Origin of the sequence: Bradyrhizobium sp. i1.15.2 (assembly GCF_040548425.1) — a bacterium.
Lineage (GTDB): Bacteria > Pseudomonadota > Alphaproteobacteria > Rhizobiales > Xanthobacteraceae > Bradyrhizobium > Bradyrhizobium canariense.
The window spans coordinates 1-16448 of the sequence record NZ_JBEPRQ010000020.1; the positions used below are offsets into that span (position 1 = coordinate 1).

Here is a 16448-nt window from a genome sequence, read left to right on the forward strand (position 1 = left end):
GCACCATCAGAGGCCGGACAGATGGCAGCATCCGACTACGTGCCGATCTTCCTCAAAAATCGCTTGCATCTCGCGGGGCGTCCACAGATGAGTACACGCCCTGGCAGGGATGCGAACGCCCGCGTGAACGGCGGCCATCTCGCAAAGGAATGGCCCTACTCCACCTTCGCAGGCTGGGGCTGGAGCGCCGAGGCGTTGGCAATACGCGCGGCATTCGCCATGCCCGCCAGCGCCGCTGCCTTCTTCGAATCGGGCGCCGAGCCGGGCTGCACCACGCCGGCCGACATGATCAGCGTCGCGGCGTCCTCGGTGCTCATGTCGACCTCGACGATCTTGCTCTTGGGCACGTAGAAGAAGAAGCCCGTCGTCGGGTTAGGCGAGCAAGGCAGGAACACCGAGACGTGCTCCTCCTGACCCGGCAGGCTGCGGGAGACGTCCTCGTTCGGCGCTTGCGAGATCAGCACGATCGACCACATGCCCGGCGAGGGAAACTCGACCAGGCCGACCTTGCGGAAGCTCGAGCCCTTGCCCGAGAACAGCGTCTCGAACACCTGCTTCAGGCCGCGGTAGATGGCGCGCACCGCCGGAATGCGGCCGAGGAAGGTCTCGCCGACATCGACCAGTGTCCGGCCGATCAGATTGGCGGCGAGGAAGCCGACCAGCGTCAACGTGAAAAATGCGACGATCAGCCCCCAGCCGGGAATGACGTACGGCATGTAGGTTTCAGGCCGATAGGCCAGCGGCACGAACGGTCGCACCACGCCATCAACCCAGGTGACGAACCACCAAACCAGATAAAAGGTGATCGCAACCGGTCCCGTCACCACGAGACCGGTGAGGAAATAATTGCGGAAGCGGCCTATCAGGCCTGTATGCGGCTCCGGCACGGGATCAAGAGGCGCTGGCGCGTCGTCACGGGGGTTCATTCGGGTTCCAGGTCGGTCGCTTCGTTCAAGCTAGGTTCTTCTAGCAGGTTTTGGAAGACCACGAAGCGTTCCGGCCCGACCCTTCTGCCTATTCCACGGTCACGGATTTCGCGAGATTGCGCGGCTGGTCGACGTCGGTCCCCATGATGACCGCCGTATGATAGGCGAGCAGCTGAACGGGGACGGCATAGACCATCGGCGTGAACGCCGCCGCCATATCAGGCATGACGATCGTGACGAGGGACTCGACGGTCGCCTCCGCCGCGCCTTTTGCGTCGGTCATCAGGATGATCTTGCCGCCGCGGGCGGCGACCTCCTGCATGTTGGAAACAGTCTTTTCGAACACCCGGTCGTAGGGCGCGATGACCACGACCGGCATGGTCTCGTCGATCAACGCGATCGGGCCGTGCTTGAGCTCGCCGGCGGCATAGCCCTCGGCGTGGATGTAGGAGATCTCCTTCAGCTTCAGCGCGCCTTCGAGCGCGAGCGGGAAGCTGGTGCCGCGACCGAGATAGAGCACGTCACGCGATTTCGCGATCTCGCGCGCGAGCTTCTCGATCTGGAGCTCGGTGGTCAGCGCATCCGACATCAAACGCGGGACCTCGACGAGCCCGTGGACGAGCTTGGTCTCGTCCTCGTCGGACAGTTCGCCGCGGGCCTTGCCGGCCGCGATCGCAAGATTTGCCAGCACCATGAGCTGGCAGGTGAAGGCCTTGGTCGAGGCGACGCCGATCTCGGGGCCGGCCAGCGTTGGCAGCACGGTTTCGCTCTCGCGCGCGATCGTCGAGGTCGGCACGTTGACGACGGCCACCGTGTGCACGCCTTCGGCCTTGGCGTAGCGCAGCGCGGCCAGGGTGTCGGCGGTTTCGCCCGACTGCGAAATGAAGATGGCGAGATCTCCCTTGCGCAACGGCGCCTCGCGGTAGCGGAATTCGGAGGCGACATCGACCTCGACCGGCACGCGCGCGAAACGCTCGAACCAGTATTTTGCGACGAACCCGGCGTAGCTCGCGGTGCCGCAGGCCGTGATGTTGATGCGCTGGATGTTCTTGAAGTCGAACGGCAGCTTGACCGGCAGGGAGACCCGCTCGGTCGCCATGTCGACATAGCGTGCCAGCGTGTGGCCGACCACTTCCGGCTGCTCGTGGATCTCCTTGGCCATGAAGTGGCGGTAATTGGCCTTGTCGACCAGCGAGGTCGAGGCGGCGTGCTTGGTCTTCTCGCGCTGGACGGCGTGGCCGTCCTTGTCGAAGATCGCAGCGCTCGTATGGGTCAGCACGACCCAGTCGCCGTCCTCGAGATAGCTGATCGTGTCGGTGAACGGCCCAAGCGCGATGGCGTCGGAGCCGAGATACATCTCGCCGTCACCATAGCCGATCGCGAGCGGCGGACCGTTGCGGGCGCCGATCATCAAATCGTCCTCGCCGGCGAAGATGAAGCCGAGCGCGAACGCGCCGCGCAGACGCGCCAGCGTCAATTTCACCGCTTCCACCGGCTTGTTGCCGCGCGTGAGCAGATCGTCGACGAGATGCAGCACGATCTCGGTGTCGGTCTGGGTGTGGAACACCGTGCCTTTCGTCTCGAGCTCCTCGCGCAGCTCGCGGAAATTCTCGATGATGCCGTTGTGAACGACGGCGACACGCTCGGTCGCATGCGGATGGGCATTGTTGACGGTCGGCTTGCCGTGGGTGGCCCAGCGGGTGTGACCGATTCCGGTCGTGCCCTTGAGCGGCTCGGCTTCCAGCCGCTTCTCCAGATTCTTCAGCTTGCCCTCGGCGCGGCGGCGCTCGAGATGCTTGCCTTCGAGCGTGGCGACGCCTGCGGAATCATAGCCGCGATATTCAAGACGTTTGAGCGAATCCACCAATTGCTCTGCAACCGGCTCGCGCCCGAGAATGCCGACAATCCCGCACATGCGGATCAATATCCCCCAAATCGTCGAAAAATCGCCTAAACGACGCGCTCGGTTTTTAGCGAAGTTCCTAAGGAACCAGATACTCAATAATTATTGCTGATTGAGACAGCACCGACGGCAACGAGCCTCGCCTGCGTCGAACTGGCTGGGCCTTAAACCGCGCGCGTTAACTAGTTGTCAACGAATTTGGCCAACCCTTGCGTACCAGGGAGACAGGCCATGAAAGGCTCATCCGACCGCAAAAGTCGGTCATCGATGTCGGTGCGCGCCAGCGAGACCACCGGCACGCACCTTGCGCACTGGCCGCCGCCCCAGCGCGGCAAGGAAAGCAAGCCCGTCATCATCAAGCACGTCGCCGGCGAGCCGGCAAAGCGTGCCAAGCCGCGCGGCTGGCGCCTGACGCGGGCGATCTTCTCGGAATTTGCCGACGACGAATAGCGGCGCTCATTTCGCCGGCTTGTTCCCTCGCGTCTTCATCTCGCGATAGCGCGCCGCACCACCTTCGCGGATGGTCTGCGGACTGCGCTCCAGCGCCATCGCGTCATCAGGCACGTCGCGCGTGATCACCGAGCCCGAGCCGATATAGGCGCCGTTGCCGATGGTCACCGGCGCGACCAGCGAGGAGTTGGTGCCGACGAAGGCGCCCTGCCCGATGATCGTCTTGTGCTTCTTGAAGCCGTCGTAGTTGCAGGTGATGGTGCCGGCGCCGATGTTGGAATTGGCGCCGATGGTGGCGTCGCCGATGTAGGAGAGATGGTTGACCTTGACGCCGGCCTCCAGCGTCGCGGCCTTGGTCTCCACGAAATTGCCGATGCGCGCGCCGTCGCCGAGCGAGGTGCCGGGCCGCAGCCGCGCATAGGGGCCGATGGAGACCTTCTTGCCGAGCGTGGTCTCGACGATGTGCGAGAAGGAATGGACCACCGTGCCGTCGCCGATCGAAACGCCGGGCCCGATCACCACGAAGGGTTCGATCGTCACGTCCTTGCCGAACACGGTATCCGCGGCGAGATAGACGGTTTCGGGCGCGATCAGCGTGACGCCGGCCTCCATAGCCGCTTTCCGCAACCGCGCCTGCATCACGCTTTCGGCCTCGGCGAGCTGCGCCTTGGTGTTGATGCCGCGCACTTCGTCCTCGCTGGTTTCGATCACCACGGCATCCCATCCCTGTTCGCTGACAATGCCGACCACATCGGTCAGATAATATTCGCCCTTGGAGTTCGCATTGCCGATCTTGTCGAGGATGGCGAGCGCGCGGCGGCCGTCGATCGCCATGACCCCGGCATTGCAGAGGTCGATCCTGCGCTCCTCGGCGCTGGCATCGGCCTGCTCGCGGATCGCGACCAGGCGGTCGCCCTCGACGATGAAGCGGCCATAGCCGGTGGGATCGGCGGCGCGGAAGCCGAGCGCCGCAATCGCCGCGCCTTTGGCCAGCGGCGCGCGCAGCCGCGCAAAGGTCTCGGCCGAGATCAGCGGCGTGTCGCCGAACGCAATCAGCAAATCATCCACGCCCCGCGCAATGGCATCGCGCGCCGCCAGCACCGCATGTGCGGTGCCGAGCCGTTCCTGTTGCACGAAGGTGAGCGCGTCGGGGCGGATGCGCTTTGCTTCGTCCGCCACCGCCTGATGGTCGGGTCCGATCACGACCGCGAGCGAGGTGCCGGTTCCCCTGGGCGCCGCGGCGAGCACGTGGGCGAGCAGGCTCTGGTGCGCGACCGGATGCAGCACTTTCGGCAGGTGTGAGCGCATACGCGTGCCTTCGCCGGCGGCGAGCACGATCGTGAGGCTGGAACGGGCGGTCATCGAAATCCTGTCAATCGGCCGAATCAATCGGCGCCAGCGGCGACGGCCGCCCTCATGAGCTATCGCCTTGCTACCCCCGCAAACGCCCGGAGTTCAAGTGCGACACGCTTTTCCTGTTAATGTTCCCTGATTGATTCGGGGAAGCCGGACAGGGGTTGGGCACTTAACGTTCATGGCAAAGGATTCCGACCCACTGGCGGATGCCTTCGGCGCCAAGGAGACCGGCGGGCTGTTCTCCGGACTTGTGGCCGAGGAGAGTTCGTTCGATCGCGGCATGATGTGGCGGCTGGGCTCATGGGGCGTGGCGGCCGTCGGCGCCGTGGTGATTGCCGTGTTCGCCAACCAGGCCCAGCTCGGCTGGCGGCGCGACCAGGTCGCGTCCGCCGATCTCGCGCGCCAGGCCGACCGGCTCCAGATCCTGACCAAGGAGAGCCAGAACGAGGCCCGCCGGCTCGCCTCCGCCATCGAGACGCTGAACACCGATCGCGACCGGCTCTATTCGCGCGTCACCGTGCTGGAGCAAGGGCTCGATTCCGTCACCGGCGCCATCGCCAAGCAGACGACAACGCCGCCGCAGGCATCCGTCGCGAAGCCGCAGGACGCGCCAGCTTTGATCGGGCCGCCGGCGCCCGGCATCGCGCCGGTCGCCTCGACACCAGCTCCGGCCAACGACAAGCCGCGCACCGAGGCCGCAAGGGAGCCGTCGAGCCCGGCGCCACAGAGCGCAGCGGCGGCCTCGCTGGTCGCGCAGTTGCCGGCGACAAATTCGGCACTGCCGATGCTTCCGTTGGTCCCGTCCAAATCGATCATGGCGCCGCCCGATCCGGCCGCCCCGAAACTGGTTCAGCCCGAATCCACTGAGAAGACCACTGAGAAGATCGCTGAGAAGGCTGCCGAGAAGAAGCCCGATCCGGCGCCCGCGCCCATCGAAGTCGCCGCTGCACCCACCAAGCCGCCGGAGGCTGCCGAAAGCGAGGCTCCCGCGATCGCGGTCCAGCAGACGCGCTTTGCGATTGATCTCGGTGGCGCCAACTCGCTCGACGGACTGCGCGCTCTGTGGCGCGGGCTCACCAAATCCAATCCCGAGATCGCAGCGCTGCGGCCGATCATCATGATCAAGGAAGGCAACACCGGCCTCGGCATGCAGCTCCGCCTCGGTGCCGGCCCGCTGATCAATGCAGCGGCTGCGGCAAAACTCTGCGCCGGCCTCGCCGAGAACGACCGCCACTGCGAGACCACCGTGTTCGACGGCCAGCGGCTGTCGATGCGCGGCGGCCAGGAAAAACAAGAGAAGACTCAGGATCGAGTTCAGGAGAAGAACTCCGACAAGACCCAGGACTCGGTGCCGCAAGCCGAGACCGCGCCCGCGCCCGCCGCCAAGCCCGACAAGCATCGCCGCAGCTATTCCTCGAAACGCTCGTCGAAGCGCGAGGAACCCGCGCCTGCTCCTGCGGCGCCGCCGGCCGCACAGCCGAAGCCGGAGACGGCGTCGGCGGGATCGACGCTGTCGTCGTTCTTCAGAAGATAGCTTACCTCGCGGCAATTCATCAGCTCAATGGGTGACGGATCTCACGCAGGGCGCGAGAAACTTGCGCCTTCCCTGTTGCCCGTCCGCGCCATCCCGACCATATTGCCGCCATGACAAAAAAGCCCTTCCGCCTCACGCCCTACCAGGTGCAGTTCCTGATCGTCGTCGGCTTCGCATCCGTCGGCTATGCGCTCTATCTGCGCTACCTCGGAATCGAAAACTCGCAGGTCGGTCTCGCCTGCGACGCCGGGCTTCAGACCCTGATCTGCAAGGCGCGCTCGGTCTCGACCGTGCTGTTCAAGAATTCGGTATTCGGCATCGTCGCGCTGGTGGTGGCCACGCTGAACCTGATGCGGCCGTCGATCGTGCTGCTCACCGTCGGCATCATCGCCGCCGGTCTCGGCATCGTGCTCTACAATGTCGTGCTGTCGGGCCTGGCGATCGGACTGTTCATTCTTGGATTTGCTCGGCCCGCGCCCGCCACAGCGTGAGCGCGAACAAGAGATACATCGCGCAGGTCCACAGCGACTGCCAATTGTCGCGGCCCTCGTTGAAGAGCACATAGGCCGCCGACAGCGTCAGCACGCCGGCGAAGACCGATTCCGCGATCGGACGCTGGCCAATCTGCGGCCGGTTCAGCATCAACAGCGCGAACGGCACCACCGCCATCGTCAGCGAGGCGTAGGGGAAGTCGTGGTAGCGCGGGTCGAACACGAAGCCGAGCGCGGTCTGCGCCGCGATCACCGCGGCCACCGCCAGCGTCAGACCCAGCACGGCGGTGAGCTTCGACCATTTCCGGCCCTCGCGCGGACCGAGCAGATCGAGGAAGGTCGGAAGGCTGCGGCCGATCACCATCGCCTGCGCGCAGAAGATCGGCGACAGGATGCCGGCCGCGAGCAGCGTGCCCCAGAGCAGCCAGCCGCCGATGCCGTAGCTCTCGTAGTACATCTTGTCGGCGCCGATCCCGAGCAGGATGCCTGCCGAGGTCGCCGAGATCGCCACACCGAGCCAAGCCGAGAAACGCGGCGTCCAGGGCCTGCGCCGCAACGTCAGGCCGGCCACCGCGAACACCAGCACGCAGAGGCCCATGCCGGCGCCCATGTACCATTTCCAGTAAGGGAAATTGCTGATCGGCTGGCCCGGCGGATATTTCAGGTTCCGGCGCACCGAGTCATAGAGGCCCCAATAGCCGCCGACGGTGCCTTCCAGCTTGCGCTTCCAAGGCTGGTCGTAGGACTCGATCAGATTGACGCGGAATTTCTGCGCTTTCGCCAGACTCAGGATCTCGGAGACGACGCGCGCCTGGTTGGTGCGCGAAGGCAGCGCGCCCTCGCGCATGCGCCCTTCGCTCGGCCAGCCGGTTTCACCGATCAGGATCTCCTTGCCGGGAAATGCGACCGCCATGCGCTCGCGGATCTGTTCGACATGGGAGGCGGCAAACTTCGCCTTGACCGGGAAGTCCTCCCAATAGGGAAGGATGTGGATCGTGACGAAGTCGACGGCGTCATAGATCTCGCGATTCCTGAGCCAGAACTCCCAGACATCGGCATAGGTGACGGGCACGCTGACCTGCGCCTTCACCGAGCGGATGATGGAGACGAGGTCCGCGGTCGTCATCTCGCCGCGCAGCAGCACTTCGTTGCCGACGATGATGCTGGTGATGGTTCCGGGGAAATCCTTGGAAAGGCGAATGGCGAGCGCGGCCTGCTCGAAATTCTTGGTGCGGTTGCTGGAGAGCCAGATCCCCTGGAGCACTTTCAGTCCACCGATCCGGGCCGCGATCGCCGGCACCTGGTCGAGCCCGTTCTCCATCGAATAGGTGCGGACGCAGTCGGTGATCTCCTTGAGCTGGCGCAGGTCCTGCTCAATCTGGTCGGCCTCGATATGGGTCCACGCGTTCAGCGGCGACTGCTCGCCGCGGAACGGCGCGTAGGAGACGCACTGGACCTTGTCGGCGGGATCGATCGGGGCGCGCGCGAGCGAGATCGGCGTGGCAAGCCACCACCACACGGCAGCGATCGCACCCAGTGAAACGAGCAGAAGCGCCAGTGGCGTACGAAGAGAAATCGGTTCCGTCCTCCGCGAAGGGCAGTCGATTACCTGCTAGCACGCCGTCTGCCAAGGGGGTGACTCCGTTATGGATACATCCCTCCCCTGAGGAATTTACCTGCGGCCGTTCGACCGAGGCCTAGGATCGTGACTTTGCTGGACAAAATTCCAGATTCAGGCCATGGACTCGGGAGGACTTTTCCGCCGCATTGGAGACCCATTTGGACGCCATCACGCAGGCGCGTCCGCGAAGGTCCTGACGCGGACGGTCAGTGATATATTGGGGAATTCATGCGGCAACGGGTGTTCGAGTTACGAAATGCGGTCCTGCGGCAGCTCGCCGCCACCTTGGCCGTTTCTTCCCTTGTCATCCTGATGGGTATCGGCGCGGCCTCCGCCCAGAGCGGCACGCCCGCCCCCGACCAGAGCAAGGCAGCCGCCCAGCCCGCCGACGCGGCCAAGGATGCCGCCCAGAACCAGCGCCGCACCGACGAGTTCGCCGAAGCAGCCCAAGTCATCAGCGGCCCGGCCGGCAACCCCGAATGCGTCTGGCTCGGCCGGCGCGTGGTGCGGCTGATGTGGCGGGATGACCTCGATACCGCATTCCGCCATCTCGACTTGTACGACCGCTTCGGCTGCCCCGGCGGCCATATCCAGGCCGCGTTCCGCTGCCTGACCCGCTTCGGCGGCCAGATCGATCCCAAAGTCGCCGAGACCCTGGACAGCCGTGTGCACGCTTGCTGGATCAACCCGGCGTCGCAGCCGCAGCAGGCGGCGGCCGCAGCCTCCCAGCCGGCCGCGCCGGCATCGGGCAATGCGCAGCCGCAGCCGGCCGCGAGCCCCTCGCCGGCGGCAAGCCCGTCACCGGCGCCCCCGAAATAGCCGCGATTGTTTCAGCCTCCGTTCAGGAACGATCGGCGATAGAGGCAATTGGCACTGCTGCGAATTTGAAATGTGCATGCCCTCATACGGTCATGAGGCGATGACAGTTGTGAAACCGCGCGGCAGAGGTATGCTCCATTTGCCGCGGACTTGGTCGGATCTCGGGGTCGGATCCGCTTCCCTGCCCCCTCAGCCCCTTTTGGTTTAGCCGCGATGCGGGTTGTCGCCGCCGTTCTGTTGCTTGTGTCCGCGCTCCACGCCGGCCTCTGGGGGGTCTTGCGTGACAAGGAACCCGCGCCCGACTTCAAGGGCTTGCTGCCCAGCGTCTCCTATGCGCCGTTCGAGGGCTCGGCTCACCCCGATATCGACAACATTCCGACGGTGGAGAAAATCCGCGCCGACCTGAAGACGCTGTCGACGATGACGCGCGCGATCCGTCTCTATTCGTCCACGGGCGGCGTGGAACTGGTGCCGCCGATCGCGGCCGAGTTCGGCCTCAAGGTCACCGTCGGCGCCTGGATCGACAAGGACAAGGATCGCAACGAGCGCGAGATCAAGGCCGCCATCGAGCTCGCCCGCAAGAACAGCAACGTCAACGGCGTCGTCGTCGGCAACGAGGTGATCTACCGCGGCGAGCAGAAGGTCGAAGACCTCATCGAGATGATCAAGAAGGTCAAGGGCGCGGTCCGCGTGCCCGTCACGACCGGTGAAATCTGGAACATCTGGCGCGACAATCCCGACCTCGGCTCCAATGTCGACTTCATCGCCGCCCACGTGCTGCCCTACTGGGAGAACTTCCGCTCGGACCAGGCGGTCGACCAGGCCGTCGACCGCTACAATCTGTTGCGCAACCTGTTCCCCGGCAAGCGCATCGTGATCGCCGAATTTGGCTGGCCGAGCGCGGGTTACAATTTGCGCAACGCCGACCCCGGTCCGTTCCAGCAGGCACTGACCTTGCGCAACTTCGTCAGCCGCGCCGACGCCATCGGCATGGAATACAACATTGTCGAAGCCATCGATCAGCCCTGGAAATACTTCGAAGGCGGCGTCGGTCCGTACTGGGGCATCCTCAACGCCAGCCGCGAGCCGAAATTCGCATGGACCGGGCCGGTGGAGAATCCCGACTATTGGAAGCTGATGGGTGTGGCGCTCCTGGTCGGTATCCTGCTGTCGCTGCCGATCCTGCGGCTGCAGCAGCCGACGGCGAAGCAGGCGTTCCTGCTGTCGGCCACCGCCAACGGCGTCGGCGCCTGGGCCGCCACCGTGTTCGCGTTCTGGAACGGGCACTATTTCATCTTCGGCTCGGCCTTCGCGCTCACGCTCGGCATGATCCTGCTTGTTCCCCTTGTGCTGATCGCGATGGCGCGCATCGACGAGATCGCCGCCGTCGCCTTCGGCCGGCCGCCGCAGCGCCTGCTCGCGAAGGACAAGCCAGTCGAGAACGTACCGGAGAATTACTTTCCAAAAGTCTCGATCCACATCCCCGCTTATTTCGAGCCGGTCGAGATGCTCAAGCAGACGCTCGATGCGCTGTCGCGGCTGAACTATCCAAACTACGAATGCGTCGTCATCATCAACAACACGCCGGACCCTGCGTTCTGGCAGCCGATCCAGGATCATTGCCGCGCGCTCGGTGAACGCTTCAAGTTCATCAACGCCGAGAAGGTGCAGGGCTTCAAGGCCGGTGCGCTGCGCATCGCGATGGACCGCACCGCCGTCGACGCCGAGATCATCGGCATCCTCGATGCCGACTACGTCGTCGATCCCGACTGGCTGAAGGACCTCGTGCCGGCGTTCGCCGATCCCAGTGTCGGCCTGGTGCAGGCGCCGCAGGAACATCGCGACGGCGATCTGTCGATCATGCACTACATCATGAACGGCGAATATGCCGGCTTCTTCGACATCGGCATGGTCCAGCGCAACGAGACCAACGCCATCATCGTGCACGGCACGATGTGCCTGATCCGCCGCGCCGCGATGGACATGGCCGGCGGCTGGTCGTCCGACACGATCTGCGAGGACAGCGACCTCGGCCTTTCGATTCAGCAGTTCGGCTGGACCACGCACTACACCAACCACCGCTACGGCCAGGGCCTGCTGCCCGACACCTACGAGGCCTTCAAGAAGCAGCGTCACCGCTGGGCCTATGGCGGTCTCCAGATCGTCAAGAAGCACTGGCGGAACTTCCTGCCGGGACGGAGCCGGCTGACGCCCGACCAGAAGCGCGAATATGGCCTCGGCTGGCTGAACTGGCTGGGTGCCGAAAGCCTCGGCGTGGTCGTGGCACTGCTCAACCTCGTCTGGGTGCCGATCGTCGCCTTCGCCGACATCGCCATTCCCGACAAGATCCTGACGCTGCCGATCATCGGCGCCTTCATCGTCTCGCTCGCGCACTTCTTGTCGATGTACCGCGCGCGCGTCGCGATCAAGCCCGGCCAGATGCTGGGTGCGATGATCGCCGCGATGAGCGTGCAGTGGACAGTGTCCCGCGCCGTCGCGCAGGGACTGATCACCGAGCACATCGCGTTCGCGCGCACCTCCAAGGGCGGCCTGTCCAGGATGTCGATCGAGTTCCAGGCGTTCTGGGAGGCCGTGATCGGCGCCCTGCTCCTGATCGGCGCCGGCGTGCTGGTGGCCTCCAACAGCTATCGCCAGATCACCGAGATCTACATCTTCGCTGGCGTACTGGTGCTGCAGAGCCTGCCGTTCCTGGCTGCGGTCGCCATCGCCATCCTCGAGCTCAGCCGCATCAACTCGTTCCAGTTCTGGCGCGACAGCGCGATCCGCACCGCCGAGCTGATCGGCCTGCGCCCGGTCGCGCTGCCGACCCCCGCCGGCACGCCGCAGCAAGTGCCGGTGCCGAGCGAGGTCCGGCGGGAAGCGAACTGACGGGGCTCCGAACGCGGCATCCGGCCCATGGGCGGACGTCGCGGGTTCTTCGGCGTGGATGGCGGCCCGCCATCTCGGTTGAAAATCCCGGCTCAAGCATTGGAAACGGCGAGCGAATTCCCGCTGTTGCCTTCAACTTCGGCAGCCACCCGAGCTATTGACCTCCGCGCCCCATCCCCCTACACAGCGCGGGCCGAAAGCATGATCCGGAAACAGCCGGTTTTTCCGCAACGCTTGCGTCGATGTGGCGGCAAGACATGCTTTTCCAAATGACCGAAGACGATGGCGATCTCTTCAAAGCCATCAGCGGCCATGGGAGCGCGTAGCTCAGCCGGTAGAGCACGTGACTTTTAATCACGGGGTCCTGGGTTCGAGCCCCAGCGCGCTCACCAACAGATACTCCGCTTTAAAATTTTCGGTTTTATCGGAGCCTTGCTCATGCGGGGCGCATTCCGGGCCACTTGGACCCTTTTGCCGCCATAGGAAAATAGGGCTGCCGAGCACGTGCAGCGTGCGCCTCCATCGTGCCACTATCGACTCCTTGATTCGGAGTGAGTCTAGATGGCGAGTAGAAGCGTCGAGTTGGCCGTGTTCTGGCTGCCGCTCCTTGCGGGTATCCTACTTAGCGGGATTGCCGGCAGTGCTTGGTACGGCGGCGACAAAATTCCAGCAATTTGGATCGCTTTCTTCGGAGTGGTCTGTCTATTGCTGACCGCTGCTCTCCAAATACAAAACTTCGCGTATGCCAACCTGCTGCAACCAGAAATCGATATCGAAGCACCGACCCAACGAACAATTTTGACGTGGAATCCGCCTACCAGCTTTTTCATCAACTCCCGTCCCGAGAACAAAGCGCCGCCCGGAAGAGACAGCTCCGAGTCCCCGGCGATCATTTTCGAGAACAGGAGCAACGTCATCGGGCAGGACGCGTCCAATGTTGCGCCCGCTCAGCTCAATCAGCGCGTCGACACGATCTGGCGAATAGCCGGTGCGTCCGCGCTCAAAATTGGTCGTGAAGGCGCACATCTGATCTTCCAGCACCGCGAACCCGCCAACGTGATAAACCTGCACTTAGGAAACGTGCGGCGGGGGCGGTGGTTGGTTCTTGCCTGAACCACGCCAATTCATAGCGTTTAGCTCCTTTTAGCCGCCGGCAGTCAATGTCCAGCCATCACGCTCATTGCGTATCAGCTTTTGCTGTTCGAGCTTCTGCGCCAGACGGTACACGTCCAATTTCCGATAGTCCCCGGTACTCCACCGGACATGCGCAGCCGTCTAAAGGGAACTACCCTGCCGGCTTTTGGACCATTTCGGATGACGCGCAGCAAGGAGCGGGGCAGCCCACCGATCCTCATTTGCCGCAAATGCAGGGGGCGAATGGACTACCTCGCGACGCTGCCTGCGATTGTGAACCTACCGGCAGTGTATGCTTACAGGTGCCTCCCCTGCCTGAGAGTTGACACCGTCGCTCTGGAGTAGCCCGCATCGAGCGCCGAGGCTTATCCACACCCACGACCCGCAGTAGCTCGCCGCCGACCGACGCCCCTACCAATCGATAATTTGCAGCCTGCATCGAGGCGCGTTTTGATGGGGCATGCCTCGCTCCGCCGTCATAGCGCCACTCATTTCAGTCGCCGCCCGGTCAAGATCACTTTCGGCGAGCTGCGCGAGATGGGCATAAGCGGCGTCATGGTCTGGTGCCACTGCGGCCATCACGTCGCGGTCAGCGCCGATCGCTGGCCCGACGAACTGCGGCTTTCTGATCTTGAACGGCGGTTTATCTGCCAAGTCTGCGGTAGTCGCGGCGCCGATGTGCGGCCTGACTTCGCCCCTCCCAAAATGGGCACCAACGTATGAGGCCCGCCAGGCTTAGCCGGCGGGCCCTTTGATGGCTCACTGAGGAGGCTTCTTCGTTGCGGTCGGTGGCTTCGCTGTGCCACTGCTGGGGGTATCATAATGCGCCGAGTTACGTCCGCCCCCAGGCTTCCCATTCATTTTGCCCGCCGATGTTGGAGACGTCATAAAGCCGGCGGCGATCATCGCGCCGCCGAACGCAACAATCACAAACAAAGCAGTAGCTCTTACGATTTCGGCGCGTTCTCCGGCCTGTCGTTCCCCCGTGTAGGCCGGGACTTCGCCTCCTGCCAGTGGAGTGAACCTTTATGTAGCCGGCTCAGACAAATGAATGTCCGGGATTTTGCTGATCCCTCTCGGGGCTGGAACGCCGCCGCCTGCGCTTCATTTCAAGCGGGCGGCGTTTTCATGAGGAAAGCCTATGGTACGCGCGCACCCCCAGCTTTGGTGCGGAATTCAGTATCTATTCTGACTGAACAAGCGCCTAGTCATTCGATCACCGGCCCATCACGGCATCTATCGGTGACTGAGAGCTGCTCGTGCTCCCGCCCTACGCGGAGCCACCCTATGCCAACCAGAAAAAAACAAACCATTCCCCTGACAACGCGACTTGCTCAATTGGCGGAGGAAGCCCGCCGCCGCGCCGAGGCGGCTCCGCTCGGAGCGAAGCGCGAAACTCTCCTGAAAGCGGCGCGCATAAGCGAAACCGCCCTCCAGCTCCAGCAATGGATTAGCTCACCTGGATTGAGAGCACCGAGCTAACGGGAAGGGCCGCCCGGTGGGCGGCCTCTTTTCTTTGCCTCACTGTGACGGCTTGGCTGGCCCCCGACCCGCCAAGGCGCACGGCCGACGGCCGGAACGATCCGCCAGCAGCGCAATTGCTCCCTGAGTAGGAGTTGCGTCATGCGTCATGCGCCGTCGATCGTGCCGCTGGATAGGCTCGACCGGGAGATTTACCTTGTGCTGGAAGACTTGGGCGCGCGCGCCGGCTGCTCCTGGCGGGAGACCGACGAGCAGGACACCGACGTCGAGGCCATCATCCGCGACCTGCTCTCCGGGCAGTACGCCTATCCGGTCCATATCGTCGCCTTCAACGCGATCGAGGGCCGGGCTCGCGATGCGACCAGCGAGATCGCTGACGAGCTGGCCGAGCGCGTCACAGGGCGCGCCGAGATCACGCCGGCCTTGCAGGCCTTCATCCGGGCCAATGCTTCCCGACCGTTTGCTGTACAACTGGCGCTCCCTCTACGGGGCGCCGCCTGACTTCAAATCTGTGATCGACATGTTGCGTGGGGACTGCGGTGACAGTGATCAAGCAGGCACAGTTATCGGAAGTTCGCCCTTCCCCTCCGCCTGATTTTTTGGTACCAAATAAAATGAAACCAGCAAAAAAGATTCGTGCCAAAAAGCATCGCGGCCGCCCCGCTACTGGTCAGGGCGTCCAGATCGGCACGCGCTGGCCGGAGGCGACTGTCGTTCAGATCGACGCATGGGCGTCGCGGCAGGAAGACACTCCGGCTCGCTCTGAATCCATCCGTCGGCTGGTCGATATTGGCTTGGGCAAACCCGCCCCCGCCCTCGCGGTTACGTCTGCCGCCAAGGCCTCGTCCGAGCGGGCTCGGGAAATGGCGGGTAAAGCGATCGACAAGCTCAAAGACAACAAAGCGAGCCCGGATGACCAGGCCAGCCGCAAGCGGCGGCTCGTCAAGGGACCCGAGGAATTCCAGAACGTTCGACGCGATCGGCCAAATCGAAAATGATTTGACCGGCGCCCGCTTGGTCAATCTCGCCTCAAGGCAAAAAGCAAATGATCAAACCCAAACGGTCGGCCGAGCAACAAATCGCGGACGAAGCCGATCGAAGGACCCTCAATCCGATAGCATCGAGACAGACAATAGCGGACAGTCAAGCCACTCCGGAGTTTCAGGAAAACCTCAAACGCCTGAAGTCCGAGCGGCTGGAGCGTGAGGCTCGACTGAATCCGAAGCGCAAGGTCTGATTTGAGCTTGTCGAGCTTTCGCCTCGCCTGGTTGGGCCGGTCAGGCCAACGGGCCGCGTTGGATGGAGGGTGCAGAAGGTCGTGGAAATGTTGAATCGACGGTGGATGATCTTCCTGCTGGTTTCCGTGGTGATCGTTTGCTCGATCTTCGCAGGCGCTCGGTACTATCTCAGCAAATGCCATGGCATGGATGCGTGCGCGGCCGCCGAAGCCGAGAGCCATGAGCGAGACAAGCCGGCCGAGCCACAATAGTTTTCGGATAAAAGCCCGCTGCGAAGACGGACGACCCCAACGGCGAGCTCGCGAATGAAAGTCAGGACCGCGACGACGGACTACACCACGCCGCCGAAGTCGATGCCTTCCTTGGCAAGCGCCTCAGCTTCCTCGGCGGACGTTGTCGGCTTCGTATCGAGGTAGGGGCGCTCGGACGCTGGCAAAATCGTGCGGAGGTTCTGGCCGTCTGTCCGCGTGATGCGAGCAACCCAGCGCTTGGGCCCGTGCTCAAGCCGTTCGATATGGTACTGCTTGTACGTAATCATGACCGTCGGACGCAACTGACGCTGACACAGGCTTTATTCTATCCAACCAGGCATCGCCGCACAACGG

At 63.7% G+C, this 16448-nt stretch carries 17 protein-coding genes and 1 tRNA gene; 12 read left to right on the forward strand and 6 right to left on the reverse strand.

All coding sequences use genetic code 11. From position 1 onward, the window contains the following. Positions 1-155: 155 nt before the first annotated feature. Together ABIB80_RS27800 and glmS are read right to left on the reverse strand one after the other, a co-directional pair. Positions 156-926 carry a DUF502 domain-containing protein gene (locus ABIB80_RS27800; RefSeq protein WP_007590844.1) on the reverse strand — a complete coding sequence of 257 codons (771 nt, stop codon included), beginning with the start codon at positions 924-926 and terminating at the stop codon, positions 156-158. An 88-nt stretch (positions 927-1014) separates the two neighbouring features. Then, the gene (glmS, locus tag ABIB80_RS27805; RefSeq protein WP_007590830.1) at positions 1015-2841 is read right to left on the reverse strand and encodes a glutamine--fructose-6-phosphate transaminase (isomerizing); all 1827 of its coding nucleotides are present in this window, start codon (positions 2839-2841) and stop codon (positions 1015-1017) included. Positions 2842-3060: 219 nt separating this feature from the next. Between glmS and ABIB80_RS27810 the strand changes: the two genes are divergently transcribed. Continuing rightward, positions 3061-3279 (forward strand): hypothetical protein, encoded by a 219-nt coding sequence (locus ABIB80_RS27810; RefSeq protein WP_219684135.1) that lies wholly within the window; start codon positions 3061-3063, stop codon positions 3277-3279. A 6-nt stretch (positions 3280-3285) separates the two neighbouring features. Here ABIB80_RS27810 and glmU read toward each other — a convergent pair whose 3' ends face one another. Continuing rightward, positions 3286-4641, reverse strand: coding sequence for a bifunctional UDP-N-acetylglucosamine diphosphorylase/glucosamine-1-phosphate N-acetyltransferase GlmU (gene glmU / locus ABIB80_RS27815; protein ID WP_219684137.1), 1356 nt, complete (start codon positions 4639-4641; stop codon positions 3286-3288). Positions 4642-4813: 172 nt separating this feature from the next. Between glmU and ABIB80_RS27820 the strand changes: the two genes are divergently transcribed. Then, a complete protein-coding gene (locus ABIB80_RS27820; RefSeq protein ID WP_219684139.1) occupies positions 4814-6169 on the forward strand; it encodes a hypothetical protein in 1356 nt (451 codons plus the stop codon). A 110-nt stretch (positions 6170-6279) separates the two neighbouring features. Then, positions 6280-6660, forward strand: coding sequence for a hypothetical protein (locus tag ABIB80_RS27825; RefSeq protein ID WP_007590823.1), 381 nt, complete (start codon positions 6280-6282; stop codon positions 6658-6660). Here ABIB80_RS27825 and ABIB80_RS27830 read toward each other — a convergent pair. After that, complete coding sequence (locus ABIB80_RS27830; RefSeq protein WP_007590821.1) at positions 6620-8179, reverse strand: glycoside hydrolase family 17 protein; 1560 nt, start codon at positions 8177-8179, stop codon at positions 6620-6622. The genes ABIB80_RS27825 and ABIB80_RS27830 overlap by 41 nt on opposite strands. A 330-nt stretch (positions 8180-8509) precedes the next feature. On the opposite strand from ABIB80_RS27830, the gene ABIB80_RS27835 reads away from it, so the two are divergent. Together ABIB80_RS27835 and ABIB80_RS27840 are read left to right on the forward strand one after the other, a co-directional pair. Further along, the gene (locus ABIB80_RS27835) at positions 8510-9100 is read left to right on the forward strand and encodes a hypothetical protein (protein WP_007590816.1); all 591 of its coding nucleotides are present in this window, start codon (positions 8510-8512) and stop codon (positions 9098-9100) included. A gap of 213 nt (positions 9101-9313) precedes the next feature. After that, positions 9314-11989: a glycosyltransferase gene (locus tag ABIB80_RS27840; RefSeq protein WP_219684140.1), complete on the forward strand. Its 2676-nt coding sequence runs from the start codon at positions 9314-9316 to the stop codon at positions 11987-11989. A 179-nt stretch (positions 11990-12168) separates the two neighbouring features. On the opposite strand, the gene ABIB80_RS27845 is transcribed toward ABIB80_RS27840, so the two are convergent. Next, complete coding sequence (locus tag ABIB80_RS27845; protein WP_256375789.1) at positions 12169-12303, reverse strand: hypothetical protein; 135 nt, start codon at positions 12301-12303, stop codon at positions 12169-12171. A 2-nt stretch (positions 12304-12305) separates the two neighbouring features. Between ABIB80_RS27845 and ABIB80_RS27850 the strand changes: the two genes are divergently transcribed. The 7 genes from ABIB80_RS27850 to ABIB80_RS27880 all read left to right on the forward strand — a co-directional run bounded on the left by ABIB80_RS27850 (position 12306) and on the right by ABIB80_RS27880 (position 16094). Further along, positions 12306-12381, forward strand: a tRNA-Lys gene (locus ABIB80_RS27850). A gap of 190 nt (positions 12382-12571) precedes the next feature. Beyond that, the gene (locus ABIB80_RS27855; protein ID WP_157158530.1) at positions 12572-13102 is read left to right on the forward strand and encodes a hypothetical protein; all 531 of its coding nucleotides are present in this window, start codon (positions 12572-12574) and stop codon (positions 13100-13102) included. A 474-nt stretch (positions 13103-13576) separates the two neighbouring features. After that, positions 13577-13846, forward strand: a complete 270-nt coding sequence (locus ABIB80_RS27860; RefSeq protein ID WP_219684141.1) for a hypothetical protein — start codon at positions 13577-13579, stop codon at positions 13844-13846. Positions 13847-14746: 900 nt separating this feature from the next. Further along, complete coding sequence (locus tag ABIB80_RS27865; protein ID WP_219684142.1) at positions 14747-15106, forward strand: hypothetical protein; 360 nt, start codon at positions 14747-14749, stop codon at positions 15104-15106. 38 nt (positions 15107-15144) lie between these two features. Further along, the gene (locus ABIB80_RS27870) at positions 15145-15603 is read left to right on the forward strand and encodes a hypothetical protein (RefSeq protein ID WP_245285851.1); all 459 of its coding nucleotides are present in this window, start codon (positions 15145-15147) and stop codon (positions 15601-15603) included. A gap of 47 nt (positions 15604-15650) precedes the next feature. Next, complete coding sequence (locus ABIB80_RS27875; RefSeq protein ID WP_007590801.1) at positions 15651-15842, forward strand: hypothetical protein; 192 nt, start codon at positions 15651-15653, stop codon at positions 15840-15842. 69 nt (positions 15843-15911) lie between these two features. Further along, positions 15912-16094 carry a hypothetical protein gene (locus ABIB80_RS27880; RefSeq protein WP_157158529.1) on the forward strand — a complete coding sequence of 61 codons (183 nt, stop codon included), beginning with the start codon at positions 15912-15914 and terminating at the stop codon, positions 16092-16094. A gap of 80 nt (positions 16095-16174) precedes the next feature. Here ABIB80_RS27880 and ABIB80_RS27885 read toward each other — a convergent pair whose 3' ends face one another. After that, positions 16175-16381: a hypothetical protein gene (locus ABIB80_RS27885; RefSeq protein ID WP_007590800.1), complete on the reverse strand. Its 207-nt coding sequence runs from the start codon at positions 16379-16381 to the stop codon at positions 16175-16177. Positions 16382-16448 lie beyond the last annotated feature (67 nt).

Bases quoted from the DNA above. Each gene is read 5' to 3' on its own strand.
- ABIB80_RS27800 (WP_007590844.1), bottom strand. From the start codon at position 926: ATGAACCCCCGTGACGACGCGCCAGCGCCTCTTGATCCCGTGCCGGAG.
- glmS (WP_007590830.1), bottom strand. From the start codon at position 2,841: ATGTGCGGGATTGTCGGCATTCTCGGGCGCGAGCCGGTTGCAGAGCAA.
- ABIB80_RS27810 (WP_219684135.1), top strand. From the start codon at position 3,061: ATGAAAGGCTCATCCGACCGCAAAAGTCGGTCATCGATGTCGGTGCGC.
- glmU (WP_219684137.1), bottom strand. From the start codon at position 4,641: ATGACCGCCCGTTCCAGCCTCACGATCGTGCTCGCCGCCGGCGAAGGC.
- ABIB80_RS27820 (WP_219684139.1), top strand. From the start codon at position 4,814: ATGGCAAAGGATTCCGACCCACTGGCGGATGCCTTCGGCGCCAAGGAG.
- ABIB80_RS27825 (WP_007590823.1), top strand. From the start codon at position 6,280: ATGACAAAAAAGCCCTTCCGCCTCACGCCCTACCAGGTGCAGTTCCTG.
- ABIB80_RS27835 (WP_007590816.1), top strand. From the start codon at position 8,510: ATGCGGCAACGGGTGTTCGAGTTACGAAATGCGGTCCTGCGGCAGCTC.
- ABIB80_RS27840 (WP_219684140.1), top strand. From the start codon at position 9,314: ATGCGGGTTGTCGCCGCCGTTCTGTTGCTTGTGTCCGCGCTCCACGCC.
- ABIB80_RS27845 (WP_256375789.1), bottom strand. From the start codon at position 12,303: ATGGCCGCTGATGGCTTTGAAGAGATCGCCATCGTCTTCGGTCATTTG.
- ABIB80_RS27860 (WP_219684141.1), top strand. From the start codon at position 13,577: ATGGGGCATGCCTCGCTCCGCCGTCATAGCGCCACTCATTTCAGTCGC.
- ABIB80_RS27865 (WP_219684142.1), top strand. From the start codon at position 14,747: ATGCGTCATGCGCCGTCGATCGTGCCGCTGGATAGGCTCGACCGGGAG.
- ABIB80_RS27875 (WP_007590801.1), top strand. From the start codon at position 15,651: ATGATCAAACCCAAACGGTCGGCCGAGCAACAAATCGCGGACGAAGCC.
- ABIB80_RS27885 (WP_007590800.1), bottom strand. From the start codon at position 16,381: ATGATTACGTACAAGCAGTACCATATCGAACGGCTTGAGCACGGGCCC.